Source organism: Priestia sp. TRM10 (assembly GCF_057808375.1).
In genome coordinates this window covers 387,921-411,110 of record NZ_JBJZOT010000002.1, presented here as the reverse complement: position 1 = coordinate 411,110, position 23,190 = coordinate 387,921, and the positions used below count along the sequence as shown (strand labels likewise).

26 protein-coding genes are annotated in these 23,190 nt (G+C 37.0%); 14 read left to right on the top strand and 12 right to left on the bottom strand.

Features of this window, described 5'->3' with window-relative positions:
• Nucleotides 1–86: 86 nt before the first annotated feature.
• From ACK3CR_RS02090 to ACK3CR_RS02060, 7 genes are all read left to right on the top strand, one after another.
• Nucleotides 87–584, top strand: a complete 498-nt coding sequence (locus ACK3CR_RS02090) for a PTS sugar transporter subunit IIA (protein WP_243509394.1) — start codon at nt 87–89, stop codon at nt 582–584.
• 184 nt (nt 585–768) lie between these two features.
• On the top strand, nt 769–1,566 hold the full coding sequence (locus tag ACK3CR_RS02085) for an endonuclease/exonuclease/phosphatase family protein (RefSeq protein WP_243509398.1): 798 nt from the start codon (nt 769–771) through the stop codon (nt 1,564–1,566).
• Between the two features lie 414 nt (nt 1,567–1,980).
• Entirely contained in the window at nt 1,981–2,358 is a 378-nt protein-coding gene (locus ACK3CR_RS02080) for an SLAP domain-containing protein (RefSeq protein ID WP_243509402.1), read from the top strand.
• 419 nt (nt 2,359–2,777) lie between these two features.
• Entirely contained in the window at nt 2,778–4,235 is a 1,458-nt protein-coding gene (gene pdxR, locus ACK3CR_RS02075; protein WP_488974660.1) for a MocR-like pyridoxine biosynthesis transcription factor PdxR, read from the top strand.
• A complete protein-coding gene (locus ACK3CR_RS02070) occupies nt 4,232–5,146 on the top strand; it encodes a D-alanine--D-alanine ligase (RefSeq protein WP_488974659.1) in 915 nt (304 codons plus the stop codon). The genes pdxR and ACK3CR_RS02070 overlap by 4 nt, the downstream gene beginning before the upstream one ends.
• Nucleotides 5,147–5,293: 147 nt before the next feature.
• Nucleotides 5,294–6,514, top strand: coding sequence for an aspartate aminotransferase family protein (locus tag ACK3CR_RS02065; RefSeq protein ID WP_488974658.1), 1,221 nt, complete (start codon nt 5,294–5,296; stop codon nt 6,512–6,514).
• A 515-nt stretch (nt 6,515–7,029) separates the two neighbouring features.
• Nucleotides 7,030–7,194 (top strand): hypothetical protein, encoded by a 165-nt coding sequence (locus ACK3CR_RS02060; protein WP_488974657.1) that lies wholly within the window; start codon nt 7,030–7,032, stop codon nt 7,192–7,194.
• 253 nt (nt 7,195–7,447) lie between these two features.
• Here the strand turns inward: ACK3CR_RS02060 and ACK3CR_RS02055 are convergent, their stop codons facing one another.
• Nucleotides 7,448–8,293 (bottom strand): DMT family transporter, encoded by an 846-nt coding sequence (locus tag ACK3CR_RS02055; RefSeq protein ID WP_488974656.1) that lies wholly within the window; start codon nt 8,291–8,293, stop codon nt 7,448–7,450.
• Between the two features lie 1,052 nt (nt 8,294–9,345).
• Here ACK3CR_RS02055 and ACK3CR_RS02050 point away from each other — a divergent pair.
• Nucleotides 9,346–10,113 (top strand): TatD family hydrolase, encoded by a 768-nt coding sequence (locus ACK3CR_RS02050; protein ID WP_488974655.1) that lies wholly within the window; start codon nt 9,346–9,348, stop codon nt 10,111–10,113.
• On the opposite strand, the gene ACK3CR_RS02045 is transcribed toward ACK3CR_RS02050, so the two are convergent.
• Nucleotides 10,085–10,633 carry a GNAT family N-acetyltransferase gene (locus ACK3CR_RS02045; protein ID WP_243509425.1) on the bottom strand — a complete coding sequence of 183 codons (549 nt, stop codon included), beginning with the start codon at nt 10,631–10,633 and terminating at the stop codon, nt 10,085–10,087. The genes ACK3CR_RS02050 and ACK3CR_RS02045 overlap by 29 nt on opposite strands.
• A 196-nt stretch (nt 10,634–10,829) precedes the next feature.
• On the opposite strand from ACK3CR_RS02045, the gene ACK3CR_RS02040 reads away from it, so the two are divergent.
• On the top strand, nt 10,830–11,024 hold the full coding sequence (locus tag ACK3CR_RS02040) for a hypothetical protein (RefSeq protein ID WP_019394274.1): 195 nt from the start codon (nt 10,830–10,832) through the stop codon (nt 11,022–11,024).
• Nucleotides 11,025–11,077: 53 nt separating this feature from the next.
• Here ACK3CR_RS02040 and ACK3CR_RS02035 read toward each other — a convergent pair whose 3' ends face one another.
• Nucleotides 11,078–12,376 carry a lysine N(6)-hydroxylase/L-ornithine N(5)-oxygenase family protein gene (locus tag ACK3CR_RS02035; protein WP_243509428.1) on the bottom strand — a complete coding sequence of 433 codons (1,299 nt, stop codon included), beginning with the start codon at nt 12,374–12,376 and terminating at the stop codon, nt 11,078–11,080.
• 126 nt (nt 12,377–12,502) lie between these two features.
• On the opposite strand from ACK3CR_RS02035, the gene ACK3CR_RS02030 reads away from it, so the two are divergent.
• Nucleotides 12,503–12,709: a hypothetical protein gene (locus ACK3CR_RS02030; protein WP_243509431.1), complete on the top strand. Its 207-nt coding sequence runs from the start codon at nt 12,503–12,505 to the stop codon at nt 12,707–12,709.
• A 41-nt stretch (nt 12,710–12,750) separates the two neighbouring features.
• Here ACK3CR_RS02030 and ACK3CR_RS02025 read toward each other — a convergent pair whose 3' ends face one another.
• Nucleotides 12,751–13,491 carry an NADPH-dependent oxidoreductase gene (locus ACK3CR_RS02025; RefSeq protein WP_243509434.1) on the bottom strand — a complete coding sequence of 247 codons (741 nt, stop codon included), beginning with the start codon at nt 13,489–13,491 and terminating at the stop codon, nt 12,751–12,753.
• Between the two features lie 28 nt (nt 13,492–13,519).
• Nucleotides 13,520–13,807, bottom strand: a complete 288-nt coding sequence (locus tag ACK3CR_RS02020; protein WP_243509436.1) for a putative quinol monooxygenase — start codon at nt 13,805–13,807, stop codon at nt 13,520–13,522.
• Nucleotides 13,808–14,039: 232 nt separating this feature from the next.
• Here ACK3CR_RS02020 and ACK3CR_RS02015 point away from each other — a divergent pair, with 232 nt between their 5' ends.
• On the top strand, nt 14,040–14,357 hold the full coding sequence (locus ACK3CR_RS02015; RefSeq protein ID WP_328123665.1) for an ArsR/SmtB family transcription factor: 318 nt from the start codon (nt 14,040–14,042) through the stop codon (nt 14,355–14,357).
• 60 nt (nt 14,358–14,417) lie between these two features.
• Here the strand turns inward: ACK3CR_RS02015 and ACK3CR_RS02010 are convergent, their stop codons facing one another.
• The 4 genes from ACK3CR_RS02010 to ACK3CR_RS01995 form a co-directional block, all read right to left on the bottom strand.
• The gene (locus ACK3CR_RS02010) at nt 14,418–15,173 is read right to left on the bottom strand and encodes a YqcI/YcgG family protein (RefSeq protein WP_328123664.1); all 756 of its coding nucleotides are present in this window, start codon (nt 15,171–15,173) and stop codon (nt 14,418–14,420) included.
• Nucleotides 15,174–15,234: 61 nt separating this feature from the next.
• Nucleotides 15,235–15,861, bottom strand: coding sequence for a LysE family transporter (locus ACK3CR_RS02005; RefSeq protein ID WP_243520842.1), 627 nt, complete (start codon nt 15,859–15,861; stop codon nt 15,235–15,237).
• 72 nt (nt 15,862–15,933) lie between these two features.
• Nucleotides 15,934–16,812 (bottom strand): 50S ribosomal protein L11 methyltransferase, encoded by an 879-nt coding sequence (locus ACK3CR_RS02000; protein WP_243509443.1) that lies wholly within the window; start codon nt 16,810–16,812, stop codon nt 15,934–15,936.
• Between the two features lie 17 nt (nt 16,813–16,829).
• On the bottom strand, nt 16,830–17,792 hold the full coding sequence (locus tag ACK3CR_RS01995) for a tyrosine-type recombinase/integrase (RefSeq protein ID WP_243509446.1): 963 nt from the start codon (nt 17,790–17,792) through the stop codon (nt 16,830–16,832).
• Between the two features lie 317 nt (nt 17,793–18,109).
• On the opposite strand from ACK3CR_RS01995, the gene ACK3CR_RS01990 reads away from it, so the two are divergent.
• Nucleotides 18,110–18,766 (top strand): GDSL-type esterase/lipase family protein, encoded by a 657-nt coding sequence (locus ACK3CR_RS01990; RefSeq protein WP_488974654.1) that lies wholly within the window; start codon nt 18,110–18,112, stop codon nt 18,764–18,766.
• Between the two features lie 20 nt (nt 18,767–18,786).
• On the opposite strand, the gene ACK3CR_RS01985 is transcribed toward ACK3CR_RS01990, so the two are convergent.
• The 3 genes from ACK3CR_RS01985 to ACK3CR_RS01975 all read right to left on the bottom strand — a co-directional run bounded on the left by ACK3CR_RS01985 (nt 18,787) and on the right by ACK3CR_RS01975 (nt 20,993).
• Nucleotides 18,787–19,092, bottom strand: coding sequence for a hypothetical protein (locus ACK3CR_RS01985; RefSeq protein WP_243509452.1), 306 nt, complete (start codon nt 19,090–19,092; stop codon nt 18,787–18,789).
• Nucleotides 19,085–19,318: a helix-turn-helix transcriptional regulator gene (locus ACK3CR_RS01980; protein WP_243509455.1), complete on the bottom strand. Its 234-nt coding sequence runs from the start codon at nt 19,316–19,318 to the stop codon at nt 19,085–19,087. The genes ACK3CR_RS01985 and ACK3CR_RS01980 overlap by 8 nt, the downstream gene beginning before the upstream one ends.
• 133 nt (nt 19,319–19,451) lie before the next feature.
• Nucleotides 19,452–20,993: an FAD-dependent oxidoreductase gene (locus ACK3CR_RS01975; protein ID WP_488974653.1), complete on the bottom strand. Its 1,542-nt coding sequence runs from the start codon at nt 20,991–20,993 to the stop codon at nt 19,452–19,454.
• Between the two features lie 213 nt (nt 20,994–21,206).
• Between ACK3CR_RS01975 and spoIIP the strand changes: the two genes are divergently transcribed.
• Together spoIIP and ACK3CR_RS01965 are read left to right on the top strand one after the other, a co-directional pair.
• Nucleotides 21,207–22,367 (top strand): stage II sporulation protein P, encoded by a 1,161-nt coding sequence (gene spoIIP / locus ACK3CR_RS01970; protein WP_488974652.1) that lies wholly within the window; start codon nt 21,207–21,209, stop codon nt 22,365–22,367.
• 90 nt (nt 22,368–22,457) lie between these two features.
• A complete protein-coding gene (locus ACK3CR_RS01965; RefSeq protein ID WP_488974651.1) occupies nt 22,458–23,138 on the top strand; it encodes a hypothetical protein in 681 nt (226 codons plus the stop codon).
• Nucleotides 23,139–23,190 lie beyond the last annotated feature (52 nt).

The following is a 23,190-nucleotide window of genomic DNA, read 5'->3' as shown; positions in this document are numbered from 1 at the left end:
TACTATACATATATTTTTTGGAACGAATGAATCGTCTTTCACTACATGTATCAAAGAACTATTCTAAAACATAGGAGCTGACATAAATGTTTAAAAATTTATTTCAAAAGAAAGTAAAAACTCAAACAGAAGAAATCTATTCGCCTCTTACTGGAGAAGTTATTTCATTAGCGGAAGTGCCTGATCCTGTTTTCTCAAATAAAATGATGGGAGATGGGATAGCGATTATCCCAAAGGAAGGAAAGCTTGTGTCCCCAGTTGAGGGTGAAATCGTTCAAGTTTTCCCTACTAAACATGCGATAGGGATTAAGTCTGCAAGAGGGGTAGAAATTCTAATTCACGTTGGATTAGAGACTGTTGACCTTAAGGGAGAAGGGTTTGAAACATTTGTAAAAGAAGGACAATCTGTAAAAGTAGGCGATGTATTATCAACCTTTGATATTCATTTCTTAGAAAGTAAAAATAAAGAGATTGTTACTCCTATTATTATTACAAATACCTCGGAAAAATTAGATGATATGGAACAAGTCTCTACTTCAGAGGTGTCACGACAAGAGTTAATTTTAAAGTGTAATTTAAAATAACTTATTCTAAATAGTCAAATGGCTAAAAACCAAATATCAAATACATTTTGTTTTAATAGATAGGGTGTAAATCTTTTAAAAAAGGGGGAGAAACTCCTCCTTTTTAATTGCTACAAGAGGAGATCCTTTTCATTTAACGCGCGCTTTAATCGAATACCTAAAGTCAATCGGAGGTATAAAATAAATGAAAATCTTAACTTTAAACTGTCATTCTTGGCAGGAGGAAAATCAAATAGAGAAAATAAAGTATTTAGCTCAAATCATTCACGAAAAATCATATGATGTTATTTCCCTACAAGAGGTAAGTCAATCTATTGATAAGCCATATATATACGACAATATTAGAGAAAACAATTTTGCACTCGTATTGTTACAGGAACTTAAAACGTTAGGTAGTACTGAATACTCGTTTGTTTGGGATCTTGCTCATATGGCTTATGAAACATACGAAGAAGGAGTGGCTATCCTAACGAAGCATCCCATGATAGAGAAACATTCATTTTTTGTTTCTAAGGGAACAGACGTAGTTAACTATTGGAAAACACGAAAAATTGTCGGTACTACAATTACATACAATACCAAACCTATTTCCTTTTACTCGTGTCATATGGGGTGGTGGCATGATGAAGAGGAACCATTTAAAAGTCAAGCAGATCACCTTCTTCAACATGTAAATAAGGATGAAACATTCTTTCTAATGGGAGACTTTAACAACAATGCTTTTCTTAAAGGAGAAGGCTATGAATATTTACTAACTCACGGTCTTTATGACACATACCATCTTGCAGAGAAGAAGGATGAAGGAATTACAGTGAAAGGTAAAATTATGGGTTGGAGCGACAACAAGGAAGACTTAAGAATTGATTTAATTCTAACAAATAAGCCTGTTCAGGTAGCCTATTCAAATGTGATTTTTAATAATAAGAACAAATTAGTTGTATCTGACCATTTTGGGGTGGAAACGAAAATAGTTAAATTATAACTCCCGTATAATGATGTTTATTTTATCACCAATTTTTGTTAATACAATGTTCTAAAAGTTAAGTATTCTAAAGCAAAAACAATTAAAAAGATCATATTTAAGTAATGAAAACCCTTATCCATACAAAAGGGAGAAAGATAAATTTAATGAAGAGTGTTTTGTGAATCTTTAAGGTTCATATGGAAAAGCTTAAATAATTTTTAAGCTTTTTTTGTTCTTTACCACATTATCGGTGGAGAAGTTTTCATCATTCCATAAAAATAAATCGATATTACTCGTCAATATAGTAAAATTATAATATAGAGGTAAATAAGGAGTTAAAACGAGGAATTTTACAACTAACGAGACAAATTAGTTTAATTCAGTCTTTTTTCCATTTATGTTACACTTAACCTTTAAAAGGTGGTTTTAATTATGCAACAATTACAATTTGAAGCGTCTTGGGATAAAGCATTAGCTGATCAGGACCGACGAAATATTGAAAGGCTCTTTAATGAAACAAAACATCTAAAAGACTCCGACATTCTTTGCTCTCCGATACGAGAAGCAATTAACCATAAGGAAGCTCTACTAGTGACTGTATTGGTCCATAATCGTACGGATCGTCTTTTAACTTTTACGAACGAAAGGTTACTTTACAGCATAGAGGGAGAAGTTATCGCAGACAAGGTGTTCATTATACCTGCGCTTACTATTCCACCTCAAGTGAGCATGCCTTGGACCTTTATATTTCCAAAGGATAGTTATACACCGCAGATTGCTTTTGAAAATGGGCAATTAGAAATACTTTAAAGCCGCTTTGAAAATCTTTCTTTTTGCATAGACTTTTTTCTCAAAAAGATAGAGGGGTATCAAGAGGGTACTATAACCTAACATAAACAAAAGGGATGCTGATTAACAGTATCCTTTTTGTTTATGGGGATTCCACACTGCTAGTTTACGTGCAAATACGATCTCTACCTAAAATCGTGAGCTTGTCCATAGTATTTTTGGTTGCATAAAGAAGTGTGGAAACAGGAAACTTTATAACGCGAAATACCGCTAGAAGAAAATGAGTAAGATGAAGTGAATTTGAAACCCTAATATTATCCATATTTGAAGGATATGAATGGGTAATAAAACCATACCGCTAGTTAAAGAAAATACATATGTGGTGGACCTTTTGAGGTAGTGGTTACTTATGTAAAAATGATAGCAAGGGGGAAAAGGAAGTGTTTAATGATTTTAAGCTTACGGATAATCGTCCGGTTTATATTCAATTAAAGGATTACTTTAAAAAAATGATTATGAAAGGACATCTATTGGAGGACCAGAAGCTTCCATCTACCCGAGAACTTAGTAAATTATTATCAATCAGTAGAAATACTGTTCTCACTGCTTACGCGGACCTAGAACAAGAAGGCCTCATCTATGCAATAAAGGGAAAAGGAAATTTTGTAGGGAAAGTCGATGTATCCAAAACACCATCTATCAAACTAGACTGGAAAGAAAAGCTCAATACCGCTACCTTGCTAGCGGATAAATTGGATTTAATGAAACATGGTGTTCGCTGGGAAAAAGGCATGATTTCATTCAATAGCATTGCCCCAGACGAAAAGCTTTTTGATGTTGAAAACTTTAAAAGGGCTTTTCTCACTCGGATGTCAATTGAAGGAGATATTGTTTTGAACTATGGATATGCAAAAGGTTATAAACCCCTAATAAATTACCTTCTACACTATATGGAAATGAAAGGGATAGATATTTCCAATAAGGATATTCTTATTACAAATGGCTTCACTGAGGGGCTGGATATCTTATTGTCTTCCTTAACTAAAAAATCAGGACGTATTATATGTGAAAATCCTACTCATCATACCGCATTAAAGCTTTTTCGATTGCATGGACTTGAGGTCCACGGGATAGATATGAAGGATGATGGTATTGATATTGATCAAGTTGAGAAAAGATTATCTCAAGCGGATTTTGATTTTGCATATTTAATTCCGTCCTATCATAATCCGACCGGGATTGTGACCTCCTCTGAAAAAAGAACCGAAATCATGAAACTCTTTTCAAAGTATCAAATTCCTATTATAGAAGATGGTTTTAATGAGGAGTTACGTTACTCAGGTTCCCATCTAGCGCCTTTACTGACTTTCGCTGGATCTGGAAACAACGTTATTTATATCAGTAGCTTTTCAAAAATTCTTTTTCCTGGCTTACGTGTCGGTTGGGTTTTAGCAGATAAAGAATTAATTCACTGGCTGGAAAGTATGAAAAGAGCAAGGACTATTCACACCTCCACACTAGATCAAGCAGTGCTTTTTCAATATTTGCATGATGGCTATTTTGAGAAGTATTTAAAAAAGGCCAAATCTGTTTATAAGAGAAAATACGAACTAGCTCTCCGTGCTTGTAATCAATACATCCCATTAAAAAGAATAACTGGGGATGGGGGACTTCACCTTTTTATAGAGTTAGAAAAAGAAATTAATGCGCGGACCCTTTTGAAAAAATGCTATGAAAAGGGAGTAGTTTTTTCTCCTGGAGATGTTTTTTACACGGATGGAAGAGGAAGTAATACGTTTCGATTGGGATTTTCTAGGTTGAACGAAGAAGATATTATCCAGGGAATTAGGATAATTGGTGATACATTGAAAAATAAAAATAGGGAGTTGGAAAAATGAGAGTTGGCGTTATTATGGGAGGAGTGTCTTCTGAAAAACAAGTGTCCCTCATGACAGGGGAAGAAATGATTGCACATTTGGATAAGAGTAAATACGAAGTTGTACCTATTGAATTAAATAACAAAAAAGATCTTATTGAAAATATAAAAGACCTTGATATCGCCCTATTAGCCCTTCATGGTAAATATGGAGAGGACGGCATGGTTCAAGGTACTCTAGAAATCCTTGACGTCCCATATACCGGAAGTGGGATGTTATCCAGCGGAATTTGTATGGATAAACATATAGCGAAAAAAATGATTCGTTATGAGAGTATTCAAACACCAGATTGGATTCATCTTTCCGATATAAAAAATCTTCAATTAGATGAAATAGATAAAATGGGATATCCATTAGTGGTAAAACCAAATTTAGGCGGTTCCAGTATAGGAGTAAAAATCGTAAACGATCAGAGTTCTTTACTTTCCTCTCTTGAAGAAGTATTCAAATGGGATTTTGAAGTAGTAATTGAAAAATATATAAAAGGCGAAGAAATTACATGTTCTATTTTGGACGGAAAGCTCTTACCCATCATTTCAATTCAACATACAGTTGAGTTTTTTGATTATCATACGAAGTATCATGATAGTGCTACGATTGAGGAGGTTATAGAACTTCCACCTACAATCCATGATCGCGTAGCTGAAGCTGCAATGGCTTGCTATAAAGCATTGAAATGTAGTGTTTATGCTAGAGTTGATATGATTATCAAAGATGGAATTCCATATGTTATGGAAGTAAATACATTGCCTGGAATGACCAAAAATAGTTTACTTCCTAAAAGTGCTCATGCGGCAGGAATTCACTATAACAAGCTATTGGATATCATTATTGACACCTCCTTGCAAGTTAGGAGAAGCGAAGGTTTCTAACAACATATTACATGCACTCATGTTTCCGTAGAAGATTAAAAGTACTAATAAGCTAAAATTATAGAAGATGAGGGTGCTGTCAATCCAAAAAGTTGTCCTAAAATTGTGTATTTATATGAATATGACGGCACCTAAGGGGGATCATTTATGACCAATTGGTTTCAATTAGATAAAGAATATTTAATGTCTACGTATCTCCGTATGCCAATTGCTATAGAAAAGGGAAAAGGTTGTAAGCTTTATGATGTCAACGGTAAAGAATATCTTGATTTATTCTCAGGTGTAGGAGTGAATATATTAGGCTACAATCATCCTAATATTATAAAAGCCACCTTTGAACAAGTTGAAAAGTGTTTACATCTTCCTTTTCATTTTTCAAACCCAGTTGCTATTGAATATGCTAAAAAATTAGTTGATTATTCTTTAAAAGATGGGAAAGTCTATTACACAAACTCTGGCGCGGAAGCTACCGAGGCAACCTTAAAACTAATCCACAAGTATAGACATCTAACAAATCAACAACAGGGTGGAGTGGTTGTACTCAAAGAAAGTTTTCATGGACGTACATTAGGTGCTCTTCACTTTACAAGACAAGAAAATGTATATCAGAATTTTCCGCATACAACGATTCCTGTATACGAAGTAGAACGAGAGAATTTAAAGGAACTAGAAAGAACGATACTCAAACAAAAGCCGCTTGCTCTTATGCTCGAGCCGGTATTAGGAAGTGGTGGGATATATCCTTTGTCAGAGGAGTATTTAAAAGGGGTCGAAGCGCTTTGTAGACAGTATAACATGTTATTTATTGTTGACGAGGTGCAAAGTGGTATAGGAAGAACTGGAAAATTGTTTGCTTATCAACATTTTGATATTACTCCTGATATTATTCAATTTGGTAAAGCGGCGGGTGGCGGTACACCATTAGGCGGGATAATAGTAGGATCACGACTTTATGATATATTCTCACCAGGTGACCATGGAACAACATTCGCACATTCTCCACTTGGTACGTCTTTAGGATTAGCGGTATTAAAAACATTAATTGATGATGGTTTAATGCAAAAATCTTATGAAATGTCCTTATATTTGAATGAAAAACTTCAAAAAATCCAAGATGAACATTCTTCTTTTATTAGGGAAGTACGCTATTGTGGCATGATGTTTGGGATTAGTATTAACAACACTCATAAAAACGCAACAAAATTGCAACTAGAATTACTGAATAAGGGGATGCTAGTGGACGTTACAAACGGAGATACTATTCGTTTACTTCCTCCTTATATCATTACAAAAGCAGAAATTGATGAATTTATCAGTCAGTTTATTTCCTGTATCCCAAAATCAGTAGCCTTGACAAGCGGATTGTGATATATAGTTAATTCAAAATAAATACCGCTTTGATTAGGTCTTAGGCTAAGTAACGTAGTGTATTATAATCTACTTTTTGATAATACAGTGTTCTAAAAGTTAACTATTCTAAAAAATATAATTAAATAAAATAAGTAAAAATCAAAAACCAACTTCATTTTTTACTCAGCGGTAAATAAAGGGATTGTTTTTTTGCTGTTCAAGGAATCTGAAGGCAATGACTAGCTTATAGATACTTTATAGAGATAGTTCAAACAGGAGAAGGTATAGGGTAATAATCTTATGATAAGGCCAAAATTCTTAGTAATAATTAAAGGAGTATTTGTATGTCACCAATGCTGGTGCTCAATTTAGGTTTGATCCTTACCATCTCCATGCTATCATAGAACGGAGATTGCTCTTTTAGATGTGGAATAAGCGGGATCTTCTTTTGTGCACACAAACCTTGGCAATTTATACGATATTATGAAAGAATAGTTTAATAACTGATGATCATATTTACAAAGGAGAAAGGTATGAAGAAATTTGTAATTCCTTTACTAGGTATCACAAGCTTAACAATAACTGTATTTCTATATTTTAATACACAAGAACATGGTAGTGGATATGTACAGTGGGGAGGAAATAACCCTATAGATCCAACATATGTAGAGCGCCTTCAGGGGAATGGTATTCCTTAAAAATGAAAAGCGATAAGTATATATTTCAGTTTTATTTTGCTGTACATAATAATAATCAGAACTAATCAAGGTTATTATAAAGAAATGATGGAAAATAAAGTGAAGATAATTTAAAGTAGAGAAGAGGGGGTAAAAATATATTTTTACCCTTAAAATTCTATTAATTAAAGTTTAGATCCACTGAGCTTCAGTTAACTTTATAGATATAAAGAGAGCCTCTTAATTAGATAGAGGCTTTTCAGTATATAATCCCTTATATTTTTGTTAATATAACTCCGCATAGAGTGAGAATAATCCCGACTAATTGATACCTTTTAAGTTTTTCTTTAAAAATAATTAAGCTTCCAATTAATACAACAACACAATTTAAACTAATGATCGGATAAACTACACTAGATGGACCTTCTTTCAAAGCAAACAAATAACAACTATATCCGATAGTACTTAATACACCAACTAATATCCCGATTTTCATTTCAATCTTATGGGTAAGTGATTTCTTTAACTCTTTGCGAGCTAAGAAACTTAAATAAACAGCTCCGCCTCCATACATTGAGACAAGCATTTCCATAAAACTATAGTGCTCGTATGTACCATATTTCATAATTACGCCAACCGTACCTATAGATATAAGAGCTAAACAACAACTTAAAATCCATATTTTATAGTCCACCATAGTGACTTTTTTGGGTTGGTACTGAATAATAATAGCAGCAAATATAATAACGAAGATTCCAATCCAGTTTGTTAAAGGTATGGATTGAGGAAATAAAATAGATGTAGCTATGACCACAATTACTGTATTCATAGCAATAATGGTAGAAGTAATACTAGCAGGTCCTTTTTCAAATGCTTTTGACATTTGGATATTCCCATTAGCATTTAAAATCCCGATTAGAGCACCTGTTAAAATAGGTAACAGATGAAACTTGAAATTGCCTGCAATAAACGTAAATGACAAGATAAGAACAAAAGACATCCAATAAAAGAAAAGTTGAATGCAAACTTTATTTAAATGCTGTTGAGCACCCCATTTAAATAAAGTATTATTCACCCCGAAGCATAGAGCCGTTCCCAAAGCAGCTAGAAACCATAACATTTTAATTAATCCCCTTTAAGTAATTTTCATATCAATAAATTATACCTCACGTAATATATTTTTCAATATTTAAATTATATAGAAAATAATCGAATCTAGTTGATTAACATCTAGAACAAAGTTAGTGGCATTTTAAAGAAAGACGCAATTCTTGAATGGTACGCATTCTCCATAAAAGCTCCATAACGAGCGGATAAAGGGGGAAGAGGCGCTCTTTTTCATCTTTTTCTAACACCAAAATCATTTGCAGCTCTAAGTCAATTTGTTCCTATGAATTCAAACATCAGATAACTTCTTTTAGAGAAGCGGGATTTCTTAATACTTAAATTTGCTCATTCTTATATATATACAAAGCAAATTTAATATTCTGAGACAAATGAGATTTGCAATTTAATCATTTTTAAGCTAATCCTAGAATTTTAATGAACCAGCGGAGTATAAACGTTCCGGAAGCTTATCAAGCAACAAAGTTCGAATGAAATGTAAAAATGATTGAAACGCGCTTAATTCATTCATAGTCACTATAACATCTGTTTTTCTGTACATTTAATGGCAACCAAACATGAAGATTTAAGAGTCAATATGAATTAAGATTTGTTAAAAGCGGCGTGAAAGTTTAAAATAAATGACGATGTCAGCATAAAGAGTTGGAGCTTACATCTAAAAACCCAAAAGAAAAACTTCTCTGAGAAACGTGAGCACAGGGGATGGAGAAATAAAGACTCTTCTCTTTCTTCAATTTTCTAGTTTACATAATATATATTATAGGAAGTTGAGTAAAAGAGCGATTTTTAGTCTCATATACTAAGTTAACTTAACGTTTTGAGATGAAAGAAAATAAAATGCTTATGAATTTCATGCGATTTTAGATGACTGACTTTCATATCATTCATTGTGAGTTTACGCACAGAATCAATCATAAATAAGAATTCTTTATATTTTCGATGAATCATCATTGCATACGGTGTTATCGTTTCTAAACAAGAATTCTTTTCGAAGGCATATGATTTCTTTATAATAAATGATAACTCTTACATAAAGGATGATTTTAGATGATTGATGCGCACCTGCACCTTACTGAATATTCCAATATTCTAGAACGAATTAAACGCTGGCAAGATTATGGAATTACGGGCGTTGTAGCTGTTTCAACAGATTTAGCTTCGAGTTATCGTACATTAGAATTAAAAAGCCGCTATCCGAACTTCATTATTGCAGCCGCTGGCTTTCATCCAGAGCATCCACTTCCATCTTCTCGTGATCTTCATGAGTGGCATGATTTAATTAATCATGAAACGTCTCATTTCTCAGCTATAGGTGAAGTTGGGATGCCACAATACCGTGAAGATGCCTTTCATCCGTATGTTAAAGAGCAATACGAAGCGCTATTTTTAGAGATGGTCCAAACGGCTAAAATGTATCACCTTCCTCTTCTTTTGCATGCTGTTCATACGGGCGCTCCGCTTGTTTACCACCATCTTCAAGCACATAAGATTAAGAAAGCGCATTTTCACTGGTTTAAAGGCGATGAACAGACAACACAACACATTATAAATGCAGGTTATTATGTCTCGGTAACGCCTGAAGTGTGCTATCGGAAACGAGATCAAGAGTTAGTGAAGCGTCTGCCGCTTTCGCAGCTTCTTCTTGAGACGGACGGTCCATGGCCTTTTGAAGAACGTTTTGCTGGCTGCGAGACGTCTCCTTTGCTGCTTCCGCATGTCGAAAAAACGGTGTCTTCTTTAAAATCCCTTGATCCTCTCGTGTTGAGAAATAGAATAAAACACAATATTAAGAATCTTTTTTCAATGAAAATGTAAATTCTTCTTTAAGAAGTGAATAAAGCTCAAGATTTACTCGGCGTCCTTTCAGTTCTTCATATGAACGAAGTACGCCTTCTTTTTGAAATCCAAGGCTCTCTAGTAAGTAACGTGACCGATGATTATGAGGGTCAATTTTCGCTTCAATACGACGCAATCCATATTGATGAAATCCTGTATGAAGCAGAACAAGAAGCGCTTCTTTCATATAGCCATGGCCCCATTGGTCTCTCCTTAATTCATAGCCAATTTCGGCTCGGCGATGATCATGATTCCATTCATGAAACCCACACGTACCAATAATATCTTTACTCTCTTCTGTAACAAGCGTAAAATGATGGCCTTTTCCTCGCTGTGTTAACACGATAAAAAACGAAATCATCTCTTCTGCTTGCTGGAGTGATGTTAAGGGCTCAATGTCCATGTATTTCGTTGTTTCTTCATCAGACCACACGTTAAAAAGAGACGAAGCATCCCCAAGCAACATCGGTCGTAAACGAAGTCTTTTGGTCACAAGCATACGTTTTTTCCTCCTATTTCTCTCTTTCCTCCCAATTTTATTATTGTAATATATGATAATATGGGCAAAATGCCAAAATATACGGGGTTTTATAAAAAAAACATTTTCCTCATATAATAAATAAAATGTAATAAAAGATTAACTTGTCGATGAAATATTTGTCATTTACAATAATAGTGAAGGAGGTGTTGGGTCAGTGATTCTTTCTTTCCTGTTCGATCATTCCCTATGGCTCTATGGAATTCTCGCGGGAATCGCTTTTATTGGAATTGGTTTTTTGGCAACGCTGTGGTTTTTAACTTCAAATGTTGTACAACGCCCGTTTCGTCCATTTCGAAACGAACTAGCAGGAATACAAGAAAAAGAACACCGCTCTCATCACAAGTCCTAAATTCATTGGTGAATAAGAAAGCCACACAGCCTGTTCTGTGTGGCTTTCTTATATTATAGCTCTTCTTCCTTTGGGAAAAAAGTTTGAAATACCGAGTTTTTCGGAATGCGAAAATGTTCCTTTCCCGTCATATTGTGTAAAATAGTCGCATTTCGGTATGGAGATAAGCTTAAATTCGTTGCTCCAGAGCCGTGCGAGTATTCTAAGTTTGTAAGCGTGTAAAGATGTCCCTTGCTTTCTTCTTTTCTTACAATTCGGTAATGATCATCTACTTTAAATACGTGTTCATCTTCCCATACAATTTTGTTTTCAAATCGTTCTAACCAGTCAGGAATCCGTGGTTTATAGCCTGTAGCCAAAATAACTTTATTAGAGTGAATTTGAAAAGTTTCGTCTTTCTCTGTATGATGAAGCGTAAGCGTGTAGCCTTCTTCTTTTTCTTCGATATCTTCAAGAGACGTTGTTTGCATAATCGTTGTAGTAAGGGGTTCTCCATCAATTGATTGATGATAAAGCTCTTTATAAATGGACTCTAGCAAAGATCCTTTCACCCCGTGCCGTAGCTTTGATAAGTCATCTAATGTTCCTTTTCGCTTGTTGACAGGAAGTGTTCGGAAATAGCGGATATAGTCTGGTGAAAATAGCTGCTGAGCCATTTTAGCAGATTCCATTTGAAAAAAACCGCCAGAGCGTGTATACCAATTTAAAGTAAACGATTCGTCTCGCTTCCGCTGTAGAAGGTCGTAATAAATTTCAGCCGCGCTTTGACCTGAGCCGATAATTGTGACGGTCTCCCCTTCTTTAATTTCATCTTTTCGATACAGATAGCTGCTTGTGTGAAATATATCATATGAAGGTAAAGAATGCACAAATTCCGGAACATTTGGTTCATGACCTGTCCCAAGTACAACGTGGCGTGTTTCGTAGGTTTCATCTTCCCCATTTTCATGGTTTTGCACTTTCACCATGTATCCATCCCTTGTTTCTAATACATCTGTGACTTCATGACGCAAACGAAGCGTTGGGAGCTGACTTCCGGCCCACTTCAAATATGAACTAAACTCTTTTCGTGGCACTTCAAAGTCTTCAAAAAAGAAAAAGGTATGAAGACGATCGTGTTCATAAAGGTAGTTTAAGTATGTATAAGGACTTTTTGGGTTTAATAGTGTGACTAAATCAGCTAAAAAAGCGTCTTGTAGCGTTGTACCATCAAGTAACATCCCTGGATGCCACTCAAGGGAATCTTCTCGCTCAAATACAAGTACCTCTAAATTCTCTATTTCTTCAGCAAGAACGCCAAGACCTAATCCATAGGGGCCTCCACCGATAATCACTGCATCTATTTTTTTCATTCTATCTCTCCTTTTTCATTCCGTATAAAGGATTATTCCCCGCCTCCCAAAAAGGAAAACCTAGCATGCATAAAAACGAGGGGCTCAGGACATATCAACAATAAAGGAAGAAAAAGGAGCGAGTTTATGTGGAATAAATGGATTTCTGCTTATATTACCCTTGCATTAATCTCAGCAAGCGTTGTAGTCTTTTTCATAAACGTATTTTTTCCAAATTTATTAAGTGCAAACCTCATAATGGGGCTGATTGCTGTTCTTTGTATCGCGGTGTTTTTAGCCATTTTGCAAGCGGTTTTTATTATCATTAAGCTTATAAGGTGGGACAAATCATAAAAAAACGAGGAGACAGATGCTGTCCCCTCGTTTTTTTGAATCTATTTTTTTAAGCCGAAGCCCTGTTTGTTTAGCATTTCTTTAATATGTGGATAGTAAACGCGCGTATAAAGAGAAGCAATGGTTTCTGACCATGTACGCGTTTCTTTTCCATTTGTACGCTTTGTCATATAAGCTGAGATTTGTTCATCGTATTGTTGAACGAATCCTTTAAGATTATTGTTGTATTTTTCAGCATGACGCACTGCTTTTTGCGGGAAGCGCGGTTTTTTCGCTGAGCGGTCTGCGGGATGACCAACTACAAGACCACATACAGGGAATACGTATTTTGGAATATCAAACAGCTCAATCATCTCATCCGCACGGCCGCGAACTGCCCCGATTGGCACTGTACCAAGCCCCATGGACTCAGCCGCTGCTGTTGCCGTTCCAACGGCAATGCCTACATCTGTCGCGCCAACAAGCACCGCTTCTGCTCCGTCTGTTACTTCTAGCTCTGTGCCTGTTAGCTCTGTTGCGATTTTTGCACGGTTAAAATCTGCGCAAAATAAAAGGAATACAGGAGCTTGCTCAATCCACATTTGACCTCCTGTAAGCTCTGCTACTTTTTTCTTTGTTTCAGGATTTTGCACTGTAATCACTGTAACTTGTTGCCCATTAATAGAAGATGGCGCAGCTTGTACAGCATCAATGATCGCTGTGAGTTGCTCTTCTGACACCGGTTCATTCGTATACTGACGAATAGAACGATGATCGTTTAAGGTTTCAAGTACCGAATTCATAATGATCATCTCCCTTTCTTTTGAAACATTAGGCATTCTTTTCGAATTTTTTAGCTTGTAAAGGACCTGCAAGAAGTTCTTTTGCTTTGCCTACAAATGCTACAAAATGAGGGGCTCCATTATGAGAAGCTACAGCTTCTTCGTCTTTCCATTCTTCTAGCATTAAAAATTCATTTTTGTTTTCTGTGCTTTCAAATAGCGTATAGCTGATGTTTCCTTCTTCATTGCGTGTTCCTGCAATTAACGCTTTTGCTTCTTGTAAAAACTCTTCGCGCTTGTCTTCTCTTACTACCATTTTTGCTTCGATTCCGATCATATAAGATATCCTCCTTTAGTTTGTTCGACTTTCATCGAATTTTAAAGCTATTCTTCTCCTCTTCTTTTTCCCAAAGAGAGATGAGATTACACGTTTGTTTGTTATTTGTTCTATAAGCATCGAACAATGAAACTTTATCATAAAGGAATTAAGACTGCAATCATTTTGACTTGGGACATGTTGAGAAGAGGAAGAAGTAGCTCTAGCTCAGTAAGTATGATACAGTAAAATTATGAGAACACCATATCAACCATCAAGACAAGATATTAAATTACCGTCTGTTTTACATGCGCTGAGCGATCCGCTTCGTTTGAAGATTGTGAAAGGACTTTCAGAAACAACAGAGCAATATTGCAGCCCTTATTTACATTTAAACGTCGCAAAATCCACGCTTTCCCACCATTTTAAAGTGCTAAGGGAAGCGGGTGTGATTAAAGTTCGTATTGAAGGAACGCAACATTTCTATTCTCTTCGAATGGAAGATTTAGAAGCCCTTTTTCCTGGTCTCCTTCCGTCTGTCCTCAGAGCAGATGAGACGCATATTGAGTAAAACAAATTAAAAAGAGTCGAAAAAAAGAGATTTCCTCTCCTTTTTCGGCTCTTTTTCATGCTATTTAACGTGTTTTTCTTTCCAGAGATGTTCGAACGGACATTTTGTATGAGACGTTTCATCATCTGTAAGGAAATACTGCTTCCACTCATAGTTATTTTCTGTACCGTACACGTTCAAATCTAGGTGAGGTCCAATGCTATCATAGACAACAATGCGCTTTCTGATGGATTCTTGTACACGTTGACTTTTTTGCTTTGACGCATTAAACGTCTCTAATACCCATCTTGGTGTAATAGCCAACATTACACACGGAAAGGAACGACTTTGGCGTCTTTTGTGGGCTGGAGTTGCGCAATACATAAAATACCGCTCACCGTGAAAACAAAACTCCCATGCTGAATCGTTTGCATCTTTTGGAATGTGTGTTGGCCACTCTTTTTCGTCTTCCCGAGCAAGCGTATTTAACGTATTCCAAAACCATTGGTAGTAGTCTTCAACTTCATACTCTTCAACTACTTCTTCTGGAGTTTCGGCAAATATAATTAAAGAAGCGTATTTCCCTGTTGAACGAGAAATCGTTGTATAGCGGGATAATAGCTCTTTTAAATCTTGAGCTGATTCTTTTGTCCGAATATCACGTAAAAATCCATACCGTAACTGGTTTAATGAAAATCCTTGCGTAGCTGGAATACAAGGGAAAGGTGCTTTTTTGTCAGAGAGTTTTTCGCTAAAATGAGTAAACACCTTCCGCTCCCAAGGTTCTAATAAGGTTGGATTTTCTTCTAGTATTTCTTTTGTATATAGGGTTGTCATTCTTGATTCCTCCTCTGGTACAATTTATTACCCGAAAGAGGAAAGGGTGACTGTCCACGATTTAAAACAACGTATCAAATGCTTTTAACCCGAAGTAACACGCAAATCCGATCATAAAAAGCGCAGAGCAGCATGAAATTATAAAGAACAAGCCGGGTGTTAAAAACCGACGAGCGCTACTTCCCATAAAAGCCATTCCTATATCCCATAGCATAATCCCCGCAAACATCGCAAGGCTACTTAACAACATTTGACTTGTCCCATACTGATCCGCCGTTTGAGCCAAAACCGAGCCGTAAATCCCAATCCAAAACAGAAGTGTTAATGGATTAGACAGCGACATTAAGAAGCCTGAAAACGAGGAACTCCAGAGCGTTTTATCTTGACGAGAACGCGTTGAAAGATCCGTTGAGCGCGCGTTCCACAAAATTTCAATCCCTGTATAAAGAAGCACAAAAAAGCCGAAACACCATAGGAACGTTTTGACGAGCGGAGCTTCTAAAAAATGCACAACTCCAAAAAAGATGAGCATCATATAGATGACGTCGGCTACAAAAGAACCAAGTCCAAACACCCACGCATGCATAAACCCGTACCTCATCCCTTTATCAAGCTGTGCGGCTGTAATGGGTCCCACAGGAGCGGCAAGAGACAATCCTAACAGAAATGAACTAATCCATAAACTCACCACACGGTTCCTCCTTCAATAGAACTTGTACACCTCTTTTACTTTATTCGTATGGTGAAGGATGTATGTTGGTTATTTCATCTTTTGAAAAGCCATTGTGACCCATTCTTCTGTTTGAACACGATGAATCGGTTGAAATCCATGGTCGTGTAAAAGCTCTTCCACAACAAGGGTGTTCCAGTCTACCATGCCAGAGATGAGGATATGGGATGTTTTAGAAAGAAGCTGCTGCGCGTTTATAATCGTAACGGCTTCATCTCCACCGATATTGACAAAGATCCAGTCATATTGAGCTGTGATCACTCCCTCTGTATGCATGATATCCAGCTGATGAACGGTAATATTCGATACCTCGTTTAACCCTGCATTATAGAGCACTTCACGTTCAACAGGTTCAATATCGACCGCTTCTACCATTCTGGCGCCAACAAGGGAAGCGGCGATGCTTAAAATGCCAGACCCTGTCCCAAGATCTAATACGCTCTGTCCGTTCAGATTCTGTGAAACGATAAATCGAACGCAGTCTTGAGTTGTTCCGTGAAGTCCTGTCCCGAAACCCCCTTGAGGATCTAATAAAAGACGACGTTTACCTTCATAAGAAGTTTTGAAATCTGGAAACGCAATCACCCATCCGTTTTCAAGATCAATGTCTTCAAATGATGGCGCTTGCCCAAGTAAGTCTTCTTCTGTTAGAAAGCGGTAGTGAATCTCCTCTTCCGGAAAAGAGAACTGCTCGTGTAAGACTGCTTTAACATCGATTTCCTCCTCCCCAATGTAGACCTGAAAAGGGATTGTTTCGTCTTCTTTTTCTTCATAATCATACCCGTTTGATGTTGTTTCCACTTCAATGGGTGCCTCGTAGTACGTATTATAAAGGCCAACTAGATTTAAGTTCTCGACCATTTCTTCTGCTTTTTTATAAGGGATATGTACTGTGAATTCATGTAACATTCATTGTCTTCCTTTCGTTATTGCCAGTTCTTGTTATGAAACAATTCCATAGCCTTTTCTTTTTGTTCATTTGAAATATGAGTATACACTTGGGTTGTACTAATGTTTTCATGTCCAAGCAGTTCTTGCACTGTGCGCAAATCCGCTCCGTTTTTGACTAAATACGTGCCAAACGAATGACGAAGTTTATGACTGGAAAGAGATTTAGTTGCAAGATATTCAAATCCCTTTTTTTCTTTTAAGTTCTCAAGCGTTTTTGTTGTCACATGCTGAATCATTCGGCGTGAGATGCGTTTGCCGTGCCGCGTTAAAAAGAAGGCGTCCTCATGTTCCGCGTGTGGCGTTCCTCGCTCTTTTTCATAGACTCTTAACTCGTCGTATAAAAAGGACGGAAGTGGAATATAGCGTGATTTGCTTCCCTTTCCAAACACTGTAATTCCAGGACGAGAACGATCAATATCTGTGACGTTTAAATGATGCACTTCAATGACACGAAGCCCAGCAAAGGCCATGAGTTTTAAAATCAGCCTATTCCGGCGGTAAAACGCATCATGTGGCACACTCTCAAAAAACGCGCGTAATTCTTCTTCATTTAAATAAGATGGAATGTGCGTTTTTTTCGATTTAGCGGTTTCAATCTCTAAGGCTGGATTTTCATCTGTTAGATCATGTTTGATCATCGCTTTATAAAACAATCGAAGTGCCATCAGCCTTCGGTTTCGGCTTGCGGAGGAATGATCTTGACGAATCGATGTGTTACTGCGTTTTCTCAGCATGCGTAAAAACCCGCTCACATCTCGCTTGGACGTATCTTCAATTTCTTTCTTTCCCTCGTGTTTGTCCACTATATAGTGTAAATAAAGGCGCACGTCATGTCCATAGTGACGAAGGGTCGAAAAAGAGTACCCTAAGTCTTCCATATATAAATCAAACACATCTAATTCTTCTTCATACAGAGTGTCAATCTTCGTCTCTTTCATTCTTCAAAACTCCTTACATTTTCTTTCATATTATTGCGTGTAATATATCTTACACGCAATAGGATACTAGATCGTGCAAAAAAAGGCAAGAAAGGAAGATTATTTCTCAAAAATTAGGAGATTTCTAGTTTTGCAGTTATCTTTCATCTCTCGCATCCTTATTCACCTGGATGCAACAGAGAGAGGTGTGATTGAATTTTCAGATTTTTATAAAATCTCGTTTTCTAGCCCATTTTCATGTAACACACAAGCCATTCTCCTCTGAGCAGAATACATCAATAATAAAATAGTGTAGGAAAGAGGAAAGGAAGGAAAATATGTTTCCCTTTAAGAACGAAAAAATTTCGTATGTGGCCCTAGGCGATTCTTTAACAGCAGGTGTTGGCACTTCCTTGTTTTCTCCCACATTCCCCCAGCGTTACCGAAGGAAAATAGAGTGTGTATGGGAAGAACGGGTAGAGCTTTACACCATTGCAAGAAGCGGATTGACGGTCGAAGAAATTGCTACACTCTCTTCTCATCCCCGTTCCCTCCAAAACCTAGCGGACGCGGAAGTCATCACCATTACAGCAGGTGGAAACAATTTGATTGATGCTTATGAAAAAGTGATGAAAGGAAAAAGTGTATCTTCACTTCAGGATCAATTAAAAGAAGCTCAGCGCGATTTTAATGGATTTATCCAATCTCTTTTAACGCTCAAGAAAAAAAGCTGCACGCCTTATTTTATTCTCGTTGCCACTCTCTATAATCCGTTTCCAGAGAGCCAAGAAGCGTACGCTTGGATTCAAAAAGTGAATGCTTCCATTAAAAAGCTCAATCATTATCCACACCTTCATATTGTCGACTTGTATTCTCTTTTTAAAGGAAGAGAAAAAGAATGGCTATCCCGAGACGGCGTTCATCCAAATGACAAAGGATACGAGGCGATGGCGCGCGCATTTTGCGAACAAACGCCATCATACAAAAGCCGCTAGCAGGATGCTAACGGCTTTGATTAATATTTTCGGTTAAGAACAAAAACAGAACTTCCTAAACAAAAGTTAGCTAATACAACTAACACAAATAAGTAATTTTTAAATTCTTCGAAAGAAAGTTGAAAAAGTCGCTGACATAAAAACAAACATAAAATGCCTGTCATCACAAACAAGTAGGTATAACGAAAAGAAACCGTTACAATTTTATTTCCTCGTTCATCATTTTGCTGTTTGGAGAAAAAAGAAAGGTACACACCTGGAATTAAAACCGAAATAGCTAGTAACAAAGGGAGCTGCATCATTATTAAATCTGAAAAGTTACTCATTTTCACTCATCCTTTCCTGGTATTGAAAAATGTCTTCAATCCTTACGTTAAAAAGCTGTGCTAATTTAAAAGAGAGAATTAACGAGGGATTATACTTATTCGCTTCAATGGACACGATCGTTTGCCGACTAACCTGAACTCTTTCAGCGACTTCTTTTTGCGTCCATTTTCGCTCTGCTCGTAACACATGAAGCTTATTATGTAAGACCCCTTCATCTTTTTTCATATATTTTCCACCTCACTCTTACATAGTAAAATATTTCAAACAAAAAGTAAATTATTTTTTACTTTTTGTTTGAAATACGTGACTTTTTTACACTGCAAAAAAGCTTCCCTAACGTAGTTAGAGAAGCTTTTTTTTATTTCTCAATATTCTCATCTTCTAATGAAGCAAGCGGCTTTTGAGCAGGTCCTTCGACAACTTCACCGTCATATGAAAAACGCGAACCATGACAAGGGCAGTCCCATGTTCGTTCACCACTGTTCCATTCCACTTCACAACCCATATGCGTACACGTTGTATCCACAAGATGAAGACAGCCTTCTCTGTCCCGGTAAGCTCCCGCTCGTTTTCCGTCCACACTCACAACGGCCCCTTCATCTTTTTTCAAATTATAGGCATTTCCTCTTGTGAAATCGAGCTTTCCTTTTGTAAGCTCTGCTGCAACCTCCATGTTTTGCGTGACAAAATTTTTCACACTCGGATTTGGGCGGAACCGAGATGGTGTGAAGAAGGAAGCATAGCGCTTTTCTTTCTCTAGAATGGCATCGCGAATCATCATCCCTGAAAGCGTACCATGGGTCATCCCCCATTTACGGAATCCTGTAGCAACGTAAACATGCGGAGAATTTTCTGAAATGCGTCCAATATAAGGCGTTTCATCAAGCGAGATCAAATCTTGAGCTGACCATCTGTACAAGCATTCTTTTACACCAACGGAATGATGAGCAAATGAATAGATCGCTTCATAATGCTTAATCGTTTCCTCACTTCGTCCTGTTGTATGCTCTTGCCCGCCGACAAGGAGCAGTTTCTGATTATCTACTGTTGTATAACGAAGGGAATCAGACGAAGGCTCAGCACTTAAATACATGCCTCCTGGATATGCTTTCTCACTTGTAATCCCGAGAACGTAAGAGCGTGACGCGTACATACGTGAAAAGTAAAAGCCTTTTCCATCATAGAAGGGAAAATGAGTACAGCAGGCCACATCTTTACAATTCACACGATGCCCTTCTTTTGTAACAACCGTTTGCGTTTTGCCTTCTTTAATATCGATAGCTTGGGTTGTTTCAAAAATTTGAGCTCCTTTCGCTGTCATCTCTTTCACAAGGTGAACAAGATACTTTAAGGGATGAAACTGCCCTTGACCTGGAATCATTACCGCCGCTTTTTCACTTAGATCAAGCGGAAGCGAAGTGAGCTGCTCTCCTTCAATTCCAAGCTTTTTATACGCCTCATATTCTTTTTCGACTTTTTTGACATATGTATCTGTTGTCGCATATACGTAAGCATCCTCAACTGTATAATCACATGAGATATTTTGAGATGTAATTGTATGTTGTAAAAACTTAAGCGCTTCATTATTTCCTTCGTAATAAAGAGCCGCTTCTGCTTCACCTACATATCCAATAATCTTGTCATAAATCAATCCGTGCTGAGTGGTCATTTTCGCTGTGGTGTGACTTGTTGTGCCGTCAAAAAGCTTGTCTGCTTCTAAAAGCGCCACGCTTTTGCCTTCAAGCGTAAGCAGATAAGCCGTTGTGACCCCAGCAATTCCCCCTCCAATTACGGCTACGTCTACATCAATGTTTTCCTTTAACGGTGAAAACGAAGGAACATCTGTTGATTCTCGCCAATACGATGTTGAAAACTCAGGTATTTTTCCCTCATGAAACATAGGTATTTTCCTCCCTTTTATGAGCTTTCATTAGCATGTCCATTCCCTAAGTAAAATATGTATAATGTTCCCATCGGTCTAGTTTACATGAATTTAGTTATGGTAAACTAAAGTTTTTTCCTTAACTCTAGTAAAATTCGTATATTCTATCATAACCTACTATTTTTTTGCATAGATACTATTATACTTCAATTTTAAATGAGGGATTAAACTATGAAAAAATGGAAATACGAGCATGGAAAGATTTCCTTTCTTCCTCTATCAGCGCTCATTGCAATTGTCATTGTGTTTACGTTTTTGGTCACGGCCCTTACGACAACTACTTTTAAACTTCAGCTCAGATTTCCTTCTTATATTAGCCATACGTTAAATAATAGTTCAGACAGCATTTTTTTAACCATGCTTGAAACCGAAACGCCTGCCTTTGCTTCTGAGAAGCGTGAGCCTTTATCTCTTTCTTCTCTTGGATTGCAGGCGACAACAAATATTAAATTAAACAGCGCAATAACCCTTCTTGGCGATAGTTTACCTGGTTTCTTTTCCTATCATTCTGAAATTATCACACCTGGACAAGGGACAAACTATACGAATACGCCTGTAGAGTCTTCTCCATCGCTCGATACCATTTTAGAAAAAGACCAAAATAACAATTCAGGAGCAGAAGAACCAGAGCAGCCAGAAGAGCCTCAGCAACCGCCGAATGGGGGTATTAAAGTGAAAAAGGTGTATATTTATCATACGCACAGCTGGGAATCTTACCTTCCGATTCTTGGGTTAACGGATGATCCTGATGCTGATAAAGCGGTAGACAATCGAACAAACATTACGCTTGTTGGAAAAATGCTTGGCAACAGTTTAGAAAAAAACAACATCGGCTCGATTGTGGATACAACCAATATGACTCAAAAGCTGAATACAAAAGGATGGGGAACGGTTCAAGCCTACCGAGCTTCGCGTGAAGTCGTAGAAGCGGCAAAAAGTCAAAGTGATGATCTCTCTTATTTTATTGATCTTCATCGTGATTCACTAAGAGGCGATCATACAACCATTAAAATTAAAGAAAAAGGCTACGCAAAAGTCGCGTTTGTGATTGGAAAAGAACAGCCAAACTATGAACAAAACGTCAAATTTGCCCAAGATCTTCACCATGCTCTTGAAAAGAAATATCCTGGTCTAAGTCGAGGAGTTATCGGGAAAACAGGCGCAAGCGGAAATGGCGTCTACAATCAGGATATTTCCCCTCGGGCGATTTTAATTGAAGTTGGCGGCGTTGACAACAACATGGATGAACTAGCAAATACCGTTTCTGCGTTAACAGATGTATTTAGTGACTATTATTTTCAAGCCGAAAAAGTAGATGCGTCGGCGAACTAAGAGAGAAGAAGATTTCTTCTCTCTTTTTTTGTTTAAAAATGAAAGAAAACGGCTATAAAGATGAAAAACAGATAAAGGAGAGTATGGAAGATGAAAAAAACGTTTCTTACCTTCCCTCTTATTGGGATGTTAACGATCGGTACACTTGCAGGATGCGGCACTAATGAAGAAAATGCAGCTCAAAATGGAAGCGATACCAATTCAACTTCTGAAACAAATAACAACGCGGCTACAAACGAAGCCGATACGTCAAATGATTTAAAACAGTACGCTCGTGATGACAACGAGCAAGATGATGGCACGGAAGATGATTTTGATCTTGTCGGAACGTTAGAAAGTGAAAAAGACAACGAGCTTGTAATGATGATTGATAATGAAAAAGTGACCGTAAAGAAAGCCGCTTCTTTTAAAACGGATGAACCGGCCAACACAGAAGTGAAAGGGAAACTTGTGAAAGTAGAAGTAAATGCCAAAGGTGAGGAAGCCGAAAGTTTAGAGCTTATGCCACAAGCAAAAGCAGATGACAACGGAGTGTACGATAAAGAGAAGAACGGCGAATATAACGTTATTGGAACATTTGTGAAAGAAGATGACAAAAGTCTTACTGTTAAAGTAAAAAGCGGTGAAAAAACATATGAAAAAACAGCTGATTTTGAACATGATGATGACAGCAATCAAGATTTAAAAGATAAAGTGGTTCGTTTAGAAGTCAAAAAGGATGATAAAGTAGAAAGCGTTGAAATGAATATGGAAGATCAAGATGTGAAATAGAGAAGAGAACGAAAAATAAGTAGTTCCCTTATGGTGGAGAAAATCTCACATA

Bases quoted from the DNA above. Each gene is read 5' to 3' on its own strand.
- ACK3CR_RS02090 (WP_243509394.1), top strand. From the start codon at position 87: ATGTTTAAAAATTTATTTCAAAAGAAAGTAAAAACTCAAACAGAAGAA.
- ACK3CR_RS02085 (WP_243509398.1), top strand. From the start codon at position 769: ATGAAAATCTTAACTTTAAACTGTCATTCTTGGCAGGAGGAAAATCAA.
- ACK3CR_RS02080 (WP_243509402.1), top strand. From the start codon at position 1,981: ATGCAACAATTACAATTTGAAGCGTCTTGGGATAAAGCATTAGCTGAT.
- ACK3CR_RS02070 (WP_488974659.1), top strand. From the start codon at position 4,232: ATGAGAGTTGGCGTTATTATGGGAGGAGTGTCTTCTGAAAAACAAGTG.
- ACK3CR_RS02065 (WP_488974658.1), top strand. From the start codon at position 5,294: ATGACCAATTGGTTTCAATTAGATAAAGAATATTTAATGTCTACGTAT.
- ACK3CR_RS02060 (WP_488974657.1), top strand. From the start codon at position 7,030: ATGAAGAAATTTGTAATTCCTTTACTAGGTATCACAAGCTTAACAATA.
- ACK3CR_RS02055 (WP_488974656.1), bottom strand. From the start codon at position 8,293: ATGTTATGGTTTCTAGCTGCTTTGGGAACGGCTCTATGCTTCGGGGTG.
- ACK3CR_RS02050 (WP_488974655.1), top strand. From the start codon at position 9,346: ATGATTGATGCGCACCTGCACCTTACTGAATATTCCAATATTCTAGAA.
- ACK3CR_RS02045 (WP_243509425.1), bottom strand. From the start codon at position 10,633: ATGCTTGTGACCAAAAGACTTCGTTTACGACCGATGTTGCTTGGGGAT.
- ACK3CR_RS02035 (WP_243509428.1), bottom strand. From the start codon at position 12,376: ATGAAAAAAATAGATGCAGTGATTATCGGTGGAGGCCCCTATGGATTA.
- ACK3CR_RS02030 (WP_243509431.1), top strand. From the start codon at position 12,503: ATGTGGAATAAATGGATTTCTGCTTATATTACCCTTGCATTAATCTCA.
- ACK3CR_RS02025 (WP_243509434.1), bottom strand. From the start codon at position 13,491: ATGAATTCGGTACTTGAAACCTTAAACGATCATCGTTCTATTCGTCAG.
- ACK3CR_RS02020 (WP_243509436.1), bottom strand. From the start codon at position 13,807: ATGATCGGAATCGAAGCAAAAATGGTAGTAAGAGAAGACAAGCGCGAA.
- ACK3CR_RS02015 (WP_328123665.1), top strand. From the start codon at position 14,040: ATGAGAACACCATATCAACCATCAAGACAAGATATTAAATTACCGTCT.
- ACK3CR_RS02010 (WP_328123664.1), bottom strand. From the start codon at position 15,173: ATGACAACCCTATATACAAAAGAAATACTAGAAGAAAATCCAACCTTA.
- ACK3CR_RS02000 (WP_243509443.1), bottom strand. From the start codon at position 16,812: ATGTTACATGAATTCACAGTACATATCCCTTATAAAAAAGCAGAAGAA.
- ACK3CR_RS01995 (WP_243509446.1), bottom strand. From the start codon at position 17,792: ATGAAAGAGACGAAGATTGACACTCTGTATGAAGAAGAATTAGATGTG.
- ACK3CR_RS01990 (WP_488974654.1), top strand. From the start codon at position 18,110: ATGTTTCCCTTTAAGAACGAAAAAATTTCGTATGTGGCCCTAGGCGAT.
- ACK3CR_RS01985 (WP_243509452.1), bottom strand. From the start codon at position 19,092: ATGAGTAACTTTTCAGATTTAATAATGATGCAGCTCCCTTTGTTACTA.
- ACK3CR_RS01980 (WP_243509455.1), bottom strand. From the start codon at position 19,318: ATGAAAAAAGATGAAGGGGTCTTACATAATAAGCTTCATGTGTTACGA.
- ACK3CR_RS01975 (WP_488974653.1), bottom strand. From the start codon at position 20,993: ATGTTTCATGAGGGAAAAATACCTGAGTTTTCAACATCGTATTGGCGA.
- spoIIP (WP_488974652.1), top strand. From the start codon at position 21,207: ATGAAAAAATGGAAATACGAGCATGGAAAGATTTCCTTTCTTCCTCTA.
- ACK3CR_RS01965 (WP_488974651.1), top strand. From the start codon at position 22,458: ATGAAAAAAACGTTTCTTACCTTCCCTCTTATTGGGATGTTAACGATC.